This is a genomic window from Avibacterium sp. 21-594, assembly GCF_026226815.1.
Classification (GTDB): Bacteria; Pseudomonadota; Gammaproteobacteria; order Enterobacterales; family Pasteurellaceae; genus Avibacterium; species Avibacterium avium.
The window spans coordinates 433,429-447,211 of sequence record NZ_JAKKOC010000001.1; the positions used below are offsets into that span (position 1 = coordinate 433,429).

Sequence of the window (13,783 nt, forward strand, 5' to 3'; positions counted from 1 at the left end):
AATTCCAATGACAACGCCTTTTCTCCACGTTTTTTCACAAGAAGTGGCTTATCACAGCGATCCCACTGCAGTATTTGCTACCTTGTGCCAAGATCAAAAAAATACGCTGTTACTTGAATCAGCAGAAATCAGCAGTAAAAATAGCTTAAAAAGCCTGTTATTAATTAACGCCGCATTAAAAATCAGCTGCTTAGGGCAATGTGTTACCTTTACTGCATTAAATGAAAACGGTGCGGCATTGTTGCCTTTAGTGCAAGAAAAATTGCAGCCGATTGCTCAACGCCTTTCCCGCCAAGATAATCAAATGATCGCAGAATTTGCACCACTTAACCCGAATTTAGATGAAGACAGCAAATTACAAGCGCCGACAATTTTTGACGGTTTGCGTTGTTTAACGGATCTTTATAAAACAAATGAAACGCCGATTTTTTTAGGCGGTTTATTCGCCTATGATTTGGTGGCGAATTTTATTCCAATGGAAAACATTACACTCCAATATGACGGTTTAACCTGCCCCGATTATGTTTTCTATGTCGCGGAGCAGTTGCTCGTTCTCGATCATCAGCAACAGCAAGCTCAGCTTCACAGCTTTTGTTTTAGCGAAAATGCTCTCAGTGCAGTAAAACAAAGTGCGGTGCAAATTACGCAAAAATTACAAAAAATTGAACCGCACTTAACGATTCAACCAGCTTCCACGGAAGTGAGCGTAAACATTGAAGATGAGCCATTTAAAGACATTATTCGCCGCTTAAAACATCATATCAATATTGGCGATGTGTTCCAGATCGTGCCTTCGCGCCGTTTTTCTTTGGCTTGTCCAAACAGCCTTGCCACTTATCGTCAATTAAAAGTGAACAACCCAAGCCCTTATATGTTTTATATGCAGGACGAAGATTTCACCTTATTTGGCGCTTCCCCTGAAAGTGCGTTGAAATATAGCCAAGATTCGCGCCAATTAGAAATCTATCCGATTGCAGGATCGCGCCCACGCGGTTTTGATGCCCAAGGCAATATCGATCCTGAATTAGATGCACGTTTAGAACTAGAATTACGCTTAGATAAAAAAGAATTAGCGGAACATTTAATGCTGGTGGATTTGGCCCGTAATGATGTGGCTCGCGTTTGCCAAAGTGGCACGCGCCAAGTGAAAGATTTAATGCAGGTGGATCGCTATTCGCACATTATGCACTTGGTATCTCGCGTGGTGGGCAAACTTCGCCCTGAACTCGATGCCTTACACGCCTATCAAGCCTGTATGAATATGGGCACGCTCACGGGTGCGCCAAAAATCAAAGCGATGCAATTAATCTACCAAGTGGAGCAACAAAAGCGCCACAGTTACGGCGGTGCGGTGGGCTATCTTTCATCTGACGGCAATTTTGATACCTGTATTGTGATCCGCTCTGCCTTTGTGCAAAACGACATTGCTTATATCCAAGCTGGCTGCGGTGAAGTGCTAGATTCCGATCCGCAAATGGAAGCTGATGAAACGCGCCACAAAGCCCGTGCTGTGATTAATGCGATTATGCAAACCAACCAGCTTGCTCAATAAGGACAGATTATGGCTAACATTGTTTTTTTAGATAATTTTGACTCTTTCACCTATAACTTGGTGGATCAATTCCGCACACTTGGACATCAAGTGCAGATTTATCGTAATGATTGCGATATTGCACTCGTGGAAAAAATGGCCTTGCAGCCAAACAGCATTCTGGCGCTTTCACCGGGGCCGGGCAATCCGCAAGAAGCGGGCATTTTGCTGCCACTCATTCAACGCCTTAAAGGTAAAGTGCCAATTATTGGCATCTGTTTAGGGCATCAAGCCTTAATCGAAGCCTTTGGCGGCGATGTGGTACATTCTGGTGAAGTGCTGCACGGCAAGGTGTCTAATATTCGACACGATGAACAAGCAATGTTCGCAGGGTTAAGCAACCCAATGCCTGTGGCTCGTTATCATTCCTTAATGGGTGAAAATTTGCCCGATGAATTTATCGTAAACGCGGAATATAACGGCATTATTATGGCAATTCGCCACAAAATGCTGCCTATTTGCGGTTTTCAATTCCACCCAGAAAGCATTCTCACAGTGCAAGGGGGAAAATTGTTGGAAAATTCAGTAAACTGGTTGCTCAATCGCGATTAAGGATAAACCGATGATTATTGTTTATGGATTAAAAGAACGCCTTTATTCACGCAAAGCCCAGCTTGCAGAAATTATTTATCATTGTTTGAACCTAGAAATGGACATTCCTGCAGGCAAACATTTTATTTATTTCCAAGGCGCAGACGCGGACGATTTGTATCTCCCAAGCGGCCGCAGCGAAGATTTCACCGCCATTGAAATTAATTTAATGCAAGGACGCACAGAATTTACCAAAAAACGTTTAATAAAAATGCTATTTTGCGAACTCGAAAATAAACTCAATCTCGCCCCGATTGACGTGGAAATAACCCTCAAAGAGCAACCTGCCCACTGCTGGGGATTTCGCGGAATGACAGGTGATGAGGCCAAAGATCTCAGCTACAGCATTTATCGTTAAACAAATTTTGTACTTTGATTATTATGAAATCTTAAATAACGTACCTTCGGGTTCCCTTCAGTCTTGCCCGAATGGAAGCTAAATTTTTAGGCGAAAAAAATTGTAATTTTGTGTAGCGAAGCGGAACAAAATCTCTTTTTTCGCCGCCCGAAAAATTTAGCTGGAATGAGGAAAAGTAAGACTGCAGGGTGTGCTTTCTTTTGCCTACTTTGCTTTGCACAAGCAAAGAAAAGTAGGTCGCCCTTAGGGCGAAACGCTAAAATAGATATGCACGATAAAGTTTAGAAAATAAAATTAACAAAATCCATAAGGAATACCCTATGCAAACAGAACAACTTCTTAACCAACTTTTTGAGAAACAACCTTTAACTCAAGCCCAAGCGGAAACCCTGTTCAATGCGGTGTTGCAAGGGGCATTGAGTAACGAACAGCTCGCCGCTGCCTTGACTGCGTTGAAATTACGCGGTGAAACCGCCGAAGAAATCAGCGGTGCTGTGAATGCAGTATTAGCCAACGCTCAGCCTTTTCCAACGCCTGATTATGTTTTTGCGGACATTGTCGGCACAGGCGGCGATGGTGCGAATACGATTAACATTTCCACAGCTTCAGCGATTGTCGGGGCGGCTTGCGGGCTGAAAGTAGCGAAACACGGCAACCGTAGTGTATCGAGTAAAACGGGGGCAAGTGATGTGTTAACCGCGTTAGGGGTCAATGTGAATATTCCTGCGGAAAAAGCTCGCCAAGCCCTTGATGATATTGGGATCTGCTTCCTTTTCGCTCAACAATATCACCCTGGATTTAAACACGCCGTGCCAGTGCGTCAAGCCCTAAAAACTCGCACCATTTTCAATATTTTAGGCCCATTGTGTAACCCCGCACGCCCAAAACATCAATTATTAGGCGTGTATTCCCCCGATCTCATTGCCCCTTATGCAGAAACCGCCCTGCGTTTAGGGCATAAACACAGCATTGTGGTACACGGCGCTGGATTAGATGAAGTGGCGATTCACGGTAAAACGGAAGTAGCAGAAATTCGTGATGGAAAAATTGAACGTTATAGCCTAAGCCCTTACGATTTTGGTTTTGAACCACAACCATTAGAAAGTCTGCGTGGCGGTGAGCCAGAAGAAAATGCAAAATTTTTGACCGCACTTTTACAAGGCAAAGGCAAAGCAGAACACGCCCAAGCGGTGGCAATGAATACCGCCTTATTAATGAAATTATTCGGCTATGAAGATTTGAAACAAAATGCTGAAAAAGTGCTTGCTGTGCTTGCCTCAGGAAAAACGTTTGAAACCTTAATCGCATTGCGTGCAGTAGAATAATCAAGAGAAAACACAATGATCATTAACAACCAAACTCCAACGATTTTACAAAAAATTGTGCAAGATAAAGTGCAATGGGTGGAGGCAAAATCGCAAGCCTTCCCTTTGCAAGCGTTTGAAAAAAAACTTGAAAAATCTGACCGCTCTTTTTATCAAGCGTTGGCACAAGGCACGCATCAACGCCCTGCTTACATTTTAGAATGTAAAAAAGCCTCGCCTTCTAAAGGCTTAATCCGCGCAGAATTTAACCTTGATGAAATCGCTCAAGTGTATAAACATTATGCTGCAGCCATTTCCGTGCTGACGGACGAAAAATATTTCCAAGGGGATTTTGCCTACATCGCGCAAGTGCGCAATCAAGTCAGCCAGCCTGTGCTGTGCAAAGATTTTATGATAAGCCCTTATCAGGTGTATCTGGCGCGTTATCACCAAGCGGACGCCATTTTGCTAATGCTTTCCGTGTTAGACGATGACACCTATGTGCAACTGGCAAATTTAGCCCACGAATTAGGAATGGGCGTGCTCACGGAAACCTCCAATCAGCAAGAATTAGAACGAGCCATTGCTTTGGGGGCGAAAGTGATTGGCATCAATAACCGTGATTTACACGATCTTTCAGTGGATCTTGGCCGCACGCCGCCTCTTGCTCGCCAGATCCCAGCGGATCGCATCATCATTAGCGAATCAGGCATTTATTCTCATCAACAAGTTCAACAATTAAAACCTTATGTCAATGGCTTTTTAATTGGCAGCAGCCTAATGGGAAGTGATGATTTGAACAATGCGGTAAGGGCGGTGATATTTGGTGAAAATAAAGTCTGTGGTCTAACACGCCCTCAAGATGTTCAAGCCGTGTATCAACAAGGTGGTTTATATGGTGGATTGATTTTTGCTGAAACCTCAAAACGCAAATTGTCTTTACGTCAAGCGCAAGAACTTGTGACGCAAGCCCCATTGCGCTTCGTTGGCGTATTCCAAAATCAACAAATTGATTTTATTGTAAAAATTGCTTCTCAGCTAACGCTTTTTGCGGTCCAGTTACACGGTAGTGAAAAGGCAGAATTTATTGCACAATTACGTCAGCAATTGCCTACTGAATGCCAAATTTGGCAAGCCATTTCTATTCCAGTAGAAAGACAAAGTACGGTACAAATTGAACCCATTTCACATATTGATCGCTATGTCCTCGATAGCCAACTTGCCAAGCAACAAGGTGGTACAGGGCAACCCTTTGATTGGTCGCTCATTCCTACTGAAATAAAAAATAAAGCAATGCTCGCAGGGGGCATTAATCTGGAAAATGTCGCACTTGCCCTATCGCAACATTGCTTAGGTTTAGATATTAATTCAGGCGTAGAAAGCAGTGCAGGTGTGAAAGACGCCCACAAGCTCGCGCAATTATTTCAACAAATTTTAGATTATTAAGCATAAGGAAAAATTATGTCAGAAACCCAGCTTAACCCCTATTTTGGTGAATTTGGCGGAATGTATGTGCCAGAAATTTTAGTCCCTGTGCTAAAACAACTGGAACACGCCTTTGTAACGGCGCAAGCCGATCCTGAATTTCAGGCAGAATTTCAAGATTTACTGAAAAACTATGCCGGTCGTCCTACCGCATTGACCCTGTGTCGTAATCTCACCAAAGGTACTAAAACGAAACTTTACCTAAAACGGGAGGATTTATTGCACGGTGGTGCGCACAAAACTAACCAAGTTTTAGGGCAAATTTTACTTGCTAAACGAATGGGAAAAACACGCATCATTGCTGAAACAGGTGCTGGTCAGCACGGGGTTGCCACGGCCCTTGCTTGTGCAATGTTGGATATGCCTTGCCGTATTTATATGGGGGCAAAAGATGTGGAGCGTCAATCACCAAATGTGTTTCGTATGCGTTTGATGGGGGCGGAAGTTATCCCCGTCGAAAAAGGCTCTTGCTCGTTAAAAGATGCCTGTTGTGAAGCGATGCGCGATTGGTCTGCCAACTATGAAACCACACATTATTTACTTGGTACCGCAGCAGGGCCTCACCCTTTCCCAACTATCGTGCGTGAATTTCAAAAAATGATCGGCGAAGAAACCAAACGCCAAATTTTAGAAAAAGAAGGGCGTTTACCCGATGTGATTATCGCTGCCGTAGGCGGGGGATCTAACGCCATTGGAATGTTTGCTGATTTCATTGATCAACCACAAGTGCGTTTGATCGGCATTGAACCTGCGGGAAAAGGCATTACCACTGGGCAACACGGCGCGCCACTTCGCCACGGTAAAGTCGGGATTTATTTCGGAATGAAATCGCCAATTATGCAAACTGATGATGGACAAATCGAAGAATCTTACAGTATTTCTGCGGGCTTAGACTTCCCTTCTGTGGGGCCACAACACGCCCATTTACACGCCATCGGACGTGCAGAATATGAAAGTATTACAGACGGTGAAGCCCTAGATGCCTTCCAAGCGCTCGCCAAACACGAAGGTATTATCCCAGCGTTGGAAAGCTCGCACGCGTTGGCTTATGCGTTAAAATTAATCCAACAAAATCCAAACAAAGAACAATTAATCGTCGTAAATTTATCAGGGCGTGGGGATAAAGATATTTTCACGGTGGATAAAATCTTAACTGAAAAGGGGAAAATGTAATGAGCCGTTTTGAAACCTTATTCACCCAACTTAATACTAAAAATGAAGGCGCATTCGTGCCGTTTGTCACGCTATGCGATCCCGATTTAGCACGCTCTTTTGAGATTATTTGTACCCTTGTGGATAACGGTGCAGATGCGTTAGAACTGGGTTTTCCTTTTTCTGATCCCTTATTAGACGGCCCCGTCATTCAAGCGGCTAACAATCGTGCCTTAAATGCAGGTTGTAGTACGGCAGAAAGTTTTGAGCTGCTGGCAAAAGTGCGGACGAAATATCCTGAAATTCCGATCAGTTTATTATTATGTGCGAATTTAATTTATGCACAGGGCTTAGATCATTTCTATCAACGTTGTGCCGAAGTGGGCGTGGATGCCGTGCTTGTGGCAGATATTCCTTTACTTGCATCTGAACCTTATATCCGTGCTGCGAAAAAACACGGTATACAACCTGTGTTTATCTGCCCACCAAATGCCGATGAAGCAACCATTAAAGGCGTAGCACAACATAGCGAAGGCTACACCTATTTAGTTTCTCGCGCTGGCGTAACCAGTGCCGAAAACCAAAGTCACGCAGCAAATTTAGATACCCTTGTAGAACAGCTTAAAGCCCACCAAGCCCCATCAATCCTACAAGGTTTTGGTATCGCCCAGCCTCAACAAGTAAAAGAAGCCTTGCAACTTGGTGCAGCCGGGGCTATTTCAGGCTCTGCAACAGTCAAAATTATCGAACGCAATCTAGATAATCATCAAAAATGCTTGAGCGAATTGGCTCAGTTTGTGAAAGCGATGAAAGGTGCAACGTTGTAAAGCAGCGTCAATGCTAAAATAAAAGAGCGGTGGAAAATTCAACATTTTTCACCGCTCTTTTGCATTTAATTTTCCCAAGAGAATTAAAAATCCAATTGCTCAAGATGAAGATTTAACGCATCAGCAATTTTCTGCTTAGTGGTTTTGCGCAGTCGAGTGGCATTTTCATACTGGCAATAAGCGGATTGCGATACCCCAAGGCGAGCTGCGACCTCAGCTTGCGTAAGATTCAAATATTCTCGCCACGCCCGCACGGCAGAAATATCCTGTTTAAGTGCAAGGGCTGCAACCTCATAAGGAACACCAGTATCAAGGGGATTTTTCAAGCCTGCTTTGCTTTTTAACCATTCTAGGGTTGCAAGTGGTACAACAGCAAAAGCAGGGTTGCCTTGCTCATCGTTAATATATTGGATATTAGTAAGTGCGTTCATCGCGTTTTTTCACCTCTTCAATGGAGACCACGCTTAATGCGTCGCCAATCAACTGGAAAAATACCCGATAACGCCCCACACGGAAGCGATAAGGGTATTTATGATTAATTAAGGATTTCACATTAGCACACAAAGGAAATTGCTTTAATTCTTCACATTTATCAATAATAACAGAACGCTCGGGAATGCGACGCAGTTGTTTTAAGGCTTTGGGTTGGATAATTAAAGTTTTCATTTTGGCACAATATTAGTGATTTAGGCTTATTTTATAAGTTACTTTATAAGAAATCAAGAAGGGTTTATAGCTATTTACTACAAAGACAACTTTTATTTGGGCAAGCCGCCAAAAAGAGCGGTGGAAAATTTCACTATTTTTCACCGCGCTTTCCCCACCACCTCATACCTGTTGTTTATCCCACATAGATTAATTTACCACTTCCCTATTATTCGCTATACTGTGCTTTCGTTAATTTTGGAGTATTTCAATGAAAAAAATCGAGCAACTTTTCGCCAATAATTACAGTTGGGCAACACGGATGAAAGAGGAAAACTCTGACTACTTTCGTGAACTGGCGGATCATCAAAAACCGAGTTACCTATGGATTGGTTGCTCTGATAGCCGTGTACCGGCAGAAAAACTCACTAACCTAGGGCCGGGTGAACTTTTCGTGCATCGCAACGTAGGCAATCAGGTTATTCATACCGATCTCAATTGTCTTTCTGTGGTGCAATATGCGGTGGACGTGTTGGATATTGAGCATATTATCATTTGCGGGCATACCAACTGCGGTGGGATAAAGGCGGCGATGTCGGAACAGGATTTAGGCTTGATTAATAATTGGTTGCTACATATTCGTGATATTTGGTTTAAACATAGCCATTTATTGGGTAAACTTCCGCCTGAAAAACGCGCTGATATGCTGACCAAGCTGAATGTGGCGGAGCAAGTTTATAATCTTGGGCGTTCTTCTATTGTGCAATCTGCGTGGAAAAGGGGGAAGAAACTTTCCTTACACGGCTGGGTTTATGATGTGAATGACGGCTATTTGATTGATCAAGGGGTGATGGCAACCAGCCGTGAAACCTTGGAAATTTCTTATTTAAGTGCAATTTCTCATCTGTTAAAACAAAATGAAGATGAACGAGAAGAGGCGGAAAACAACGCTGAAAATACAGAAAAATAAGCAAAAAATACACCGCACTTTGCGTGCAAGATTATTCTTTTAACCAACATCATCAAGGATTTTATAATGCAAAAAAGTGCTTTATATCCCGTCATTTATGTCTTAGGTAATGGGCAGCTTGGGCGAATGCTGCGTTATGCTGGCGCGCCTTTAGATATTCAGGTTGAGCCGTTGCCTTTCAATGCGACTGTGTTTGAGCTGCAAGAGAACTGTCTGATTACCGCGGAAATTGAGCGTTGGGAAAGCACCCCGCTGACGGAAAAATTAGCCAATCATTCGCAGTTTATTAATCGTTCCGTTTTTGGCTTGCTTGCCGATCGCCTTTCACAAAAATCGCTTCTTGATGAACTCAATCTTCCCACTTCTCCTTGGACACTCATTCATTCTGCTTCTCAATGGCAAGATATTTGGCAACACATTGGCGAGAAAGTGGTGGTAAAACGCCGTACTGGCGGCTATGACGGACGTGGACAGTGGATCATCACGCAAGAAAATCAAGATCTGATTGGCGATGAATTATTTGGCCAAGTGATCGCAGAAAAATTTATTCCTTTTGACGGTGAAATTTCCCTCGTGGGGGCAAGATTTAAAGACGGCTCAACCCGTTTTTATCCTGTTACCCACAATTTGCAACAAAACGGTATTTTACGTTATAGCGTAGCGGATACCGCGCTGCCACAACAGGCCGTATTACAACAGCAAGCGGAAGCAATGTTAGCCAAAATAATGCACAAGTTGGAATATATCGGTGTGATGGCAATGGAATGTTTTGTGGTGGGCGATAAGTTATTGATTAACGAACTTGCGCCACGGGTTCATAATAGCGGACATTGGACGCAACTGGGCTGTTCCATTAGCCAATTTGAATTGCATTTGCGTGCCTTACTGAATTTACCAACGCCAGAATTAGTTAGCACTATGCCTGCGGTGATGATTAATTTGATTGGCACGGCACATAATCCTCAATGGCTCAATATACCGTTTAGCCAGCTACATTGGTATGGCAAAGAAGTACGCGAAGGACGCAAGGTGGGACATATTAATCTAGCTCACCCAAATCGCCAAGAATTAATGCGTTTATTAGATCAATTTGCGCAACAACTGCCACAAGATTATCAATCTGGTTTAACTTGGGCAAAAGAAAAATTGAAATTATCTAAATAATTATTGTAATTTTTGAATAAATATTGGCTTTCTTAAGGAGAAAGCCTATTTAGTATCAATAAATACTTGCGAAAAGGGTTAATTCTCAAGTATAACTTGGCACAGGATTTTCTTCACAAAAAGAAAATCGGATTATTAACAACAAAACACAACATTAGAAGGATAATGACTATGTTTGAACATATTAATGCTGCTCCTGCGGATCCAATTTTAGGTTTAGGTGAAGCGTTCAAAGCAGATGATCGTGCTAACAAAATCAACTTAGGGATTGGTGTATATAAAGATGCCAAAGGCAACACACCAATTATGAAAGCGGTGAAAGCTGCCGAACAACGTTTGTTTGATGTAGAAACCACCAAAAATTATCTTTCTATTGACGGCGTTGCCGATTTCAATGCGCGTACGCAAGGCGTGTTGTTCGGTGAACATTCTGACATTGTGAAACAAGGACGTGCCAAAACTGTGCAAAGCCTTGGCGGCACAGGGGCATTACGCATTGCCGCAGAGTTTATCAAACGCCAAACTAAAGCACAAAATGTGTGGATCAGCACGCCAACTTGGCCAAACCACAATGCAATTTTTAATGCGGTAGGGATCACCATTCGTGAATATCGCTATTATGATGCAGAACGCAAAGCCTTAGACTGGGATAATCTAATTGCCGATCTAAGCAACGCTGGCGAAGGCGATGTGGTGTTATTACACGGCTGCTGCCACAACCCAACGGGGATCGACCCAACCCCTGAACAATGGCAACAACTGGCGGAAATGTCTGCTAAAAACGGCTGGTTACCACTATTCGATTTCGCTTATCAAGGGTTAGCAAATGGTTTAGAAGAAGATGCCTTTGGTTTACGCACTTTCGCAGCGAACCATAAAGAATTATTAATTGCGAGTTCTTATTCTAAAAACTTCGGCTTATATAATGAGCGTGTTGGTGCGTTCACCTTAGTTGCCGAAACCGCGGAAATCGCTACAACAGCATTGACTCAAGTGAAATCCATTATCCGCACACTCTACTCTAACCCAGCATCTCACGGTGCTTCCAGCGTGGCGATCGTACTCGCCGATCCCGCATTAAGAGAAGAATGGACAACCGAGCTAGGGGAAATGCGTCATCGTATTAAAGAAATGCGTCACCAATTCGTCGCATTATTAAAAGAATACGGCGCACAGCAAGACTTCAGCTTTATTGAGCAACAAAACGGTATGTTCTCATTTAGTGGTTTAACACCAGAGCAAGTCGATCGCTTAAAAGAAGAATTTGCTATTTATGCTGTGCGTTCAGGGCGAATCAATGTTGCAGGTATCACCGAAGATAACATTCGTTACCTTTGTGAAAGTATTGTAAAAGTACTTTAGAAGATAAAAAAATGACCAAATATGGTCATTTTTTATTATCTAGTTTATTCTTCTACCAAAAACCTTTCCCTTAACTGATGCAACTGATCACGTACCGCAGCGGCTTTTTCAAATTCCAAGTTTTGGGCGTGTTTGTACATTTGTTGTTCCAGTTTTTTGATTTGTTGCTGAAGTTCTTTTGTACTGGTTGGTTGATAAAGTGCGGTAGGTTCTGCCACTGATTTTTGTTTTTGCTTGCTTTTTGCTTTGTTATTGGTTGCATTTTGTCCAATATCAAGCAATTCACCGACTTTTTTATTCAACGCTTGTGGCACAATGCCGTGTTCTTCATTATATTTCATTTGTTTTTCACGGCGGCGGTTGGTTTCGTTAATAGCTTTGTCCATTGATTTGGTAATACTATCAGCATACAAAATGGCTTTACCATTTAAATTTCGTGCCGCACGTCCAATGGTTTGGATCAATGATCGTTCGGAACGCAAAAAGCCTTCTTTATCTGCATCTAAAATTGCGACTAAAGACACTTCGGGAATATCTAAGCCCTCACGCAATAAGTTGATTCCGACCAATACGTCAAATTCCCCTAAACGTAAATCTCGAATGATTTCTACCCGTTCTACGGTATCAATATCAGAATGTAAATAACGCACGCGCACACCGTGTTCTTCTAAATAATCGGTCAGATCTTCTGCCATTCGTTTGGTGAGTGTAGTAACTAAAACGCGTTCATTTTTATCCGCTCTTTGGCGAGCCTCGGAAAGTAAGTCATCCACTTGAATCGCTACGGGGCGGATTTCAATTTCAGGATCGAGTAACCCCGTTGGGCGCACGACTTGATCGATAATCTCACTGCCTGATTTTTCTAATTCGTAAGGGCCGGGCGTCGCTGAAACATAAATGGTTTGCGGAGCAAGGCGTTCAAATTCTTCAAAACGTAATGGGCGATTATCCAACGCGGAAGGCAATCGAAAGCCATATTCTACCAAGGTTTCTTTACGTGAACGGTCGCCACGATACATTCCGCCAATTTGTGGCACAGTAACGTGAGATTCATCAATAATCAATAAGCCATCAGCGGGAATATAGTCAAATAACGTCGGAGGTGGCTCACCTTCTTTACGCCCAGATAAATAGCGAGAATAATTTTCAATGCCTGAGCAATAACCCAATTCGTTCATCATTTCAATATCAAACTGAGTGCGTTGGGTAATACGTTGTTCCTCTAGCAATTTATTTTCTTTGATGAAATACTCTCGGCGCTGCGCCAGCTCCGCTTTGATTTGCTCAATGGCATCTAAAATCCGTTCACGCGGGGTAACATAGTGGGTTTTCGGATAAATAGTGTAACGTGGCACGGCACCGAAATTGGCGCCAGTGAGCGGATCAAATAAACTTAAACGTTCAATCTCATCATCAAATAATTCAATACGGACCGCTTGATCATCAGATTCCGCTGGGAAAATATCAATAATTTCTCCCCGCACTCTGAATGTCCCGCGCTGAAATGCCTGATCATTGCGAGTATATTGCAACTCCGCTAATTTCGCTAAAATTTGTCGCTGGTTAATAATCGCGCCCGTTTGTAAATGTAACATCATCTTCAAATAACTATCGGGATCACCCAAACCATAAATAGCAGAAACGGAGGCAACCACAATGGTATCACGCCGTTCTAAAAAGGATTTTGTTGCAGATAGACGCATTTGTTCAATTTGGTCATTAATAGACGCATCTTTTTCAATAAACGTATCACTACTTGGGACATAGGCTTCTGGCTGATAATAATCGTAATAAGAAACAAAATATTCCACCGCGTTTTCAGGGAAAAAGGCTTTCATTTCCGCATAAAGCTGAGCGGCAAGGGTTTTATTTGGCGCAAGCAACATTGCAGGGCGATTGAGCTTGGCAATCACATTGGCAATGGTAAAGGTTTTGCCCGATCCCGTTACCCCAAGCAGGGTTTGGTGCGCTAAACCATCATTGAGATTTTCACTCAGCTTTTCTATCGCCTGCGGTTGGTCGCCAGACGGCGAAAAATCAGAATGAAGAATAAAAGGTTTGCTGTGAATTTTGTTACTCATAAAAAACTGCCTATCCGAAAAGTGCGGTCAATTTTAGCATAATTTTTTACATTCGGCTTGAGCAAAATTTTAAGTTTTACACAGACTTATATTTGTCAAGATTGAAATCTCACAAAATCAAAAAAAATTTTAAAAAAATTTCTAGATTTTTATTAACTTATTGATAAATAAAGAAATGCTATTTTACAATCAATTTTATTGCCAATTCGCAAAACCCTAGTTTTTTCAAGGGATCGGCGATTTTTTCAAATTA

At 42.6% G+C, this 13,783-nt stretch carries 13 protein-coding genes; 10 read left to right on the forward strand and 3 right to left on the reverse strand.

Going from position 1 to position 13,783, the window contains the following annotated elements:
- Window positions 1-7 precede the first annotated feature (7 nt).
- The 7 genes from trpE to trpA all read left to right on the forward strand — a co-directional run bounded on the left by trpE (window position 8) and on the right by trpA (window position 7,308).
- Complete coding sequence (gene trpE, locus L5B76_RS02005) at window positions 8-1,552, forward strand: anthranilate synthase component I (protein ID WP_265754039.1); 1,545 nt, start codon at window positions 8-10, stop codon at window positions 1,550-1,552.
- Window positions 1,553-1,561: 9 nt separating this feature from the next.
- The gene (locus L5B76_RS02010) at window positions 1,562-2,143 is read left to right on the forward strand and encodes an aminodeoxychorismate/anthranilate synthase component II (RefSeq protein WP_265754040.1); all 582 of its coding nucleotides are present in this window, start codon (window positions 1,562-1,564) and stop codon (window positions 2,141-2,143) included.
- Window positions 2,144-2,153: 10 nt separating this feature from the next.
- Window positions 2,154-2,540 carry a tautomerase family protein gene (locus tag L5B76_RS02015; RefSeq protein ID WP_265754041.1) on the forward strand — a complete coding sequence of 129 codons (387 nt, stop codon included), beginning with the start codon at window positions 2,154-2,156 and terminating at the stop codon, window positions 2,538-2,540.
- A gap of 320 nt (window positions 2,541-2,860) precedes the next feature.
- Window positions 2,861-3,865: an anthranilate phosphoribosyltransferase gene (gene trpD, locus L5B76_RS02020; protein WP_265754042.1), complete on the forward strand. Its 1,005-nt coding sequence runs from the start codon at window positions 2,861-2,863 to the stop codon at window positions 3,863-3,865.
- Between the two features lie 15 nt (window positions 3,866-3,880).
- Window positions 3,881-5,290, forward strand: a complete 1,410-nt coding sequence (gene trpCF / locus L5B76_RS02025; RefSeq protein WP_265754043.1) for a bifunctional indole-3-glycerol-phosphate synthase TrpC/phosphoribosylanthranilate isomerase TrpF — start codon at window positions 3,881-3,883, stop codon at window positions 5,288-5,290.
- Between the two features lie 15 nt (window positions 5,291-5,305).
- Complete coding sequence (gene trpB / locus L5B76_RS02030; RefSeq protein ID WP_265754044.1) at window positions 5,306-6,502, forward strand: tryptophan synthase subunit beta; 1,197 nt, start codon at window positions 5,306-5,308, stop codon at window positions 6,500-6,502.
- Window positions 6,502-7,308 carry a tryptophan synthase subunit alpha gene (trpA, locus tag L5B76_RS02035; protein ID WP_265754045.1) on the forward strand — a complete coding sequence of 269 codons (807 nt, stop codon included), beginning with the start codon at window positions 6,502-6,504 and terminating at the stop codon, window positions 7,306-7,308. Before trpB ends, trpA begins: the two co-directional genes overlap by 1 nt.
- An 83-nt stretch (window positions 7,309-7,391) precedes the next feature.
- Here trpA and L5B76_RS02040 read toward each other — a convergent pair whose 3' ends face one another.
- Window positions 7,392-7,739 (reverse strand): helix-turn-helix domain-containing protein, encoded by a 348-nt coding sequence (locus L5B76_RS02040; protein WP_264256855.1) that lies wholly within the window; start codon window positions 7,737-7,739, stop codon window positions 7,392-7,394.
- The gene (locus tag L5B76_RS02045) at window positions 7,723-7,974 is read right to left on the reverse strand and encodes a type II toxin-antitoxin system RelE family toxin (RefSeq protein WP_115250193.1); all 252 of its coding nucleotides are present in this window, start codon (window positions 7,972-7,974) and stop codon (window positions 7,723-7,725) included. Before L5B76_RS02045 ends, L5B76_RS02040 begins: the two co-directional genes overlap by 17 nt.
- A gap of 250 nt (window positions 7,975-8,224) precedes the next feature.
- On the opposite strand from L5B76_RS02045, the gene can reads away from it, so the two are divergent.
- From can to L5B76_RS02060, 3 genes are all read left to right on the forward strand, one after another.
- Window positions 8,225-8,923, forward strand: a complete 699-nt coding sequence (gene can, locus L5B76_RS02050; protein WP_265754046.1) for a carbonate dehydratase — start codon at window positions 8,225-8,227, stop codon at window positions 8,921-8,923.
- Window positions 8,924-8,989: 66 nt separating this feature from the next.
- Entirely contained in the window at window positions 8,990-10,087 is a 1,098-nt protein-coding gene (gene purK / locus L5B76_RS02055; RefSeq protein WP_265754047.1) for a 5-(carboxyamino)imidazole ribonucleotide synthase, read from the forward strand.
- 171 nt (window positions 10,088-10,258) lie between these two features.
- On the forward strand, window positions 10,259-11,449 hold the full coding sequence (locus L5B76_RS02060) for an amino acid aminotransferase (RefSeq protein ID WP_265754048.1): 1,191 nt from the start codon (window positions 10,259-10,261) through the stop codon (window positions 11,447-11,449).
- 44 nt (window positions 11,450-11,493) lie between these two features.
- On the opposite strand, the gene uvrB is transcribed toward L5B76_RS02060, so the two are convergent.
- A complete protein-coding gene (uvrB, locus tag L5B76_RS02065) occupies window positions 11,494-13,530 on the reverse strand; it encodes an excinuclease ABC subunit UvrB (RefSeq protein WP_265754049.1) in 2,037 nt (678 codons plus the stop codon).
- Between the last annotated feature and the right edge of the window lie 253 nt (window positions 13,531-13,783).